Source organism: Halochromatium sp. (assembly GCF_054919635.1).
On record NZ_JBUDPI010000454.1, the window covers coordinates 1 to 2,574 of the forward strand.

At 61.7% G+C, this 2,574-nt stretch carries 5 protein-coding genes; 2 read left to right on the forward strand and 3 right to left on the reverse strand.

Annotation, left to right across the window (positions count from 1 at the left end; genetic code table 11):
* The coding region (locus tag ACY693_RS18165; RefSeq protein WP_462323217.1) for a homocysteine S-methyltransferase family protein at positions 1 to 673 on the reverse strand (673 nt) is incomplete at its 3' end.
* A 148-nt stretch (positions 674 to 821) separates the two neighbouring features.
* On the opposite strand from ACY693_RS18165, the gene ACY693_RS18170 reads away from it, so the two are divergent.
* Complete coding sequence (locus tag ACY693_RS18170) at positions 822 to 968, forward strand: hypothetical protein (RefSeq protein ID WP_462323218.1); 147 nt, start codon at positions 822 to 824, stop codon at positions 966 to 968.
* A 7-nt stretch (positions 969 to 975) separates the two neighbouring features.
* On the opposite strand, the gene ACY693_RS18175 is transcribed toward ACY693_RS18170, so the two are convergent.
* Positions 976 to 1,350, reverse strand: a complete 375-nt coding sequence (locus tag ACY693_RS18175; protein ID WP_462323219.1) for a cysteine-rich small domain-containing protein — start codon at positions 1,348 to 1,350, stop codon at positions 976 to 978.
* 227 nt (positions 1,351 to 1,577) lie between these two features.
* On the opposite strand from ACY693_RS18175, the gene ACY693_RS18180 reads away from it, so the two are divergent.
* Entirely contained in the window at positions 1,578 to 1,949 is a 372-nt protein-coding gene (locus ACY693_RS18180) for an OB-fold protein (RefSeq protein ID WP_462323220.1), read from the forward strand.
* 67 nt (positions 1,950 to 2,016) lie between these two features.
* Here the strand turns inward: ACY693_RS18180 and ACY693_RS18185 are convergent.
* On the reverse strand, positions 2,017 to 2,574 hold a 558-nt coding region (locus ACY693_RS18185), incomplete at its 5' end, for an ATP-binding domain-containing protein (RefSeq protein ID WP_462323221.1).

The following is a 2,574-nucleotide window of genomic DNA, read 5'->3' on the forward strand; positions in this document are numbered from 1 at the left end:
TCTGTCCGGTCAGGGTGCGGCCGGACTGGTCGGTGATGGTGCCGGAGATCATGATCGGCAGCTCAACGCCGTCCTCGTCGAAGACCTTCCAGACCGCGAACAGGGCCGCCTTGGCATTCAGGGTGTCAAAAACGGTCTCGACCAGGATGATGTCGGCGCCGCCCTCGATCAGCCCGCGGGTCGACTCGGCATAGGCCTCGACCAAGGTGTCGAAGTCGATGTTACGGAAGCCGGGATCATTGACGTCGGGTGAGATCGATGCGGTGCGGTTGGTCGGCCCGAGGATACCGGCGACGAAGCGCGGCTTGTCCGGGGTCGAGTAGCCGTCGGCGGTCTTCCGGGCCAAGCGCGCGGCCTCGACATTGATCTCGTAGGAGAGGTCCTCCATGCCGTAATCGGCCATCGCGATGCGGGTCGCGTTGAAGGTATTGGCCTCGATGATATCGGCGCCGGCAGCGAGATATTCGCCGTGGATATCGGCGATCAGGTCCGGCCGGGTCAGGACCAGCAGGTCGTTATTGCCCTTGAGATCGCTCGGCCAATCCTTGAAGCGCTCGCCCCGGTAATCGGCCTCTTCCAGCTTGCGGCGCTGGATCATGGTGCCCATGGCACCGTCGAGGATGAGGATGGTCTGGTCGAGGCGTTGCTTCAGGAGGCTGGTTCGATCACTCATAACGCTTTGCTGGGTCCGATTGTTGAAAGAGTTCGCAGCTTGTTGAATTAGGGTTCGCAGCTCCGCCAGCGCCAGCATGAAGGGGCGAGATTCCGGCTGCGGCTCTTATGTTTCGGCGATGCTGCTGCGGCGTCGATGCTGCTGCCGCATGTTGGTGCCGCTCGGCGTCTGCGGTGCTTGGCAACATGCCTGCATCGCGCTTGAGGCCATGGCGCTAGACGTCCAGGTGCCTGCTCAGGCTAGCGAAGGACCAGCCACGGCCAACGGGCAGCACACGAGCGGCATGGAAGCCTGAGCAGCAGCTAGTCTTTAGCGTCGTCTGCCTCGTTTGCCGGCGCCGGAATCTGACTCGAGCTGAGGCGCGCCTTACGCATATAGCGCTCATGCTGCGGGTGTCCATCCCAAACCACTGGCTTCGCTAGCCACTTCTGGATGAAGGCCCACGAGGCCTGGTAACCATCGTGAGGAAGCGCACAAGCCGAGCAGTCCTTTCGGGTGACGCCGTTGGCATCCGTGAAGACCTCATAAGGGCCCGGACATTCGTACGCGATGAGAGGACAATAACAAAAAAGGCAGTTAAATTCTCGCTTGACCCCAGAATGACAGGGGAGAAACGGACAATTTTCGTTCGTAAACCCTTTGAATCCTTGGTTATTTGTCAAATCTTTCGGTTCCATGGTCAACGGCACCCGAGGTTGCGGCAGCGGAGCGGCAAACGAATAACCGCTCAGCAGGAGCACTGATCATGGGGCCCGAGCGATCAGGGCCAAGGCTGGCGAGGCAATCGCAGCCAAGCCGTTGCCAGCCGATGGACTGTCGCGCGTCAGTCCGTTAGCTTAATCCTGCGGCCACTCATCGCCGCAGCGACAGCAGCATGACGACCCTCAGCGTTGGAGATTTCCCGATGAGCCGCTTACTGACCTGCCTGACCTTGATCGCAGCCCTCAGCCTGCCAAGCCTCGCGCAGGCAGAGACCCTAAGTGCGAGCGAGCTGTTCGCGATCTACGAGCGCAACGAGATCGTCGCCGAAGACAGCTATAACGGACGCCGCATCGACATCAGCGGTCGGATCAGCGCCCTCAAACAGGCGATGATGGGCGCACCGATCGTGCTGCTTGAGGCTGGCTCGTCGAACAAGCTCGTGAGCTGCCACTTTCCTAAGAAGGCCCAGACCGAGCTCGCCGGACTGAAGGTAGGCGATCAGGTCAGCTTCAGTTGCAGGATCAAGTACCGCATGGGCAATACCATCCATGCCTCGGCCTGCAGCCTGGAGTGACCGGCTCTACACCGGCTCTGCACTGGCTCTAAAGCCAGCGCCTCAGGCGTTGGTGGTCGATCGAGTGTCAGCGGGCTCCGATCTGTTTGAGCCCACTCACCCGCTGCACCGGACGCTCCAGCGCTTGACCGAGCACGAGCGGGTCGGCATAGAGCAGCGTAAAGCGGGCCTTTGCGCGAGTAATCGCGGTATAGAGCAGCTCGCGGGTCAGCACTGGATTCGGGCTGTCTGGCAGGATCAGCGCCGCGTGGGCAAATTCTGAGCCCTGAGACTTGTGCACGGTCATTGCGAACACGGTCTCGACGGCCTGCAGACGACTTGGCAGCACCCAGCGCACACCGCCGTCGGCACTGGGAAAGGCGACCCGAAGCATCCATTGGGGCTCGGTCGTCGGACCCGCAGGCACGCGGAGGGTGACACCCACATCGCCATTCATCAGATTCAGACCATAGTCGTTGCGGGTCACCAGCACCGGCCGGCCGGCGAACCATTGTCGGTGCGAGGCGCCGAGAGCAACCGGCTCTAGGTCGAGCTGGCCGGCCGCACACAGGGTCTCGATGATGCGCTGGTTCAATCCCTCGACGCCCCAATCACCTTGGCGCAGCGGCGTCAGCAGTTGGAATTG

Bases quoted from the DNA above. Each gene is read 5' to 3' on its own strand.
- ACY693_RS18175 (WP_462323219.1), bottom strand. From the start codon at position 1,350: ATGGAACCGAAAGATTTGACAAATAACCAAGGATTCAAAGGGTTTACG.
- ACY693_RS18180 (WP_462323220.1), top strand. From the start codon at position 1,578: ATGAGCCGCTTACTGACCTGCCTGACCTTGATCGCAGCCCTCAGCCTG.
- ACY693_RS18170 (WP_462323218.1), top strand. From the start codon at position 822: ATGTTGGTGCCGCTCGGCGTCTGCGGTGCTTGGCAACATGCCTGCATC.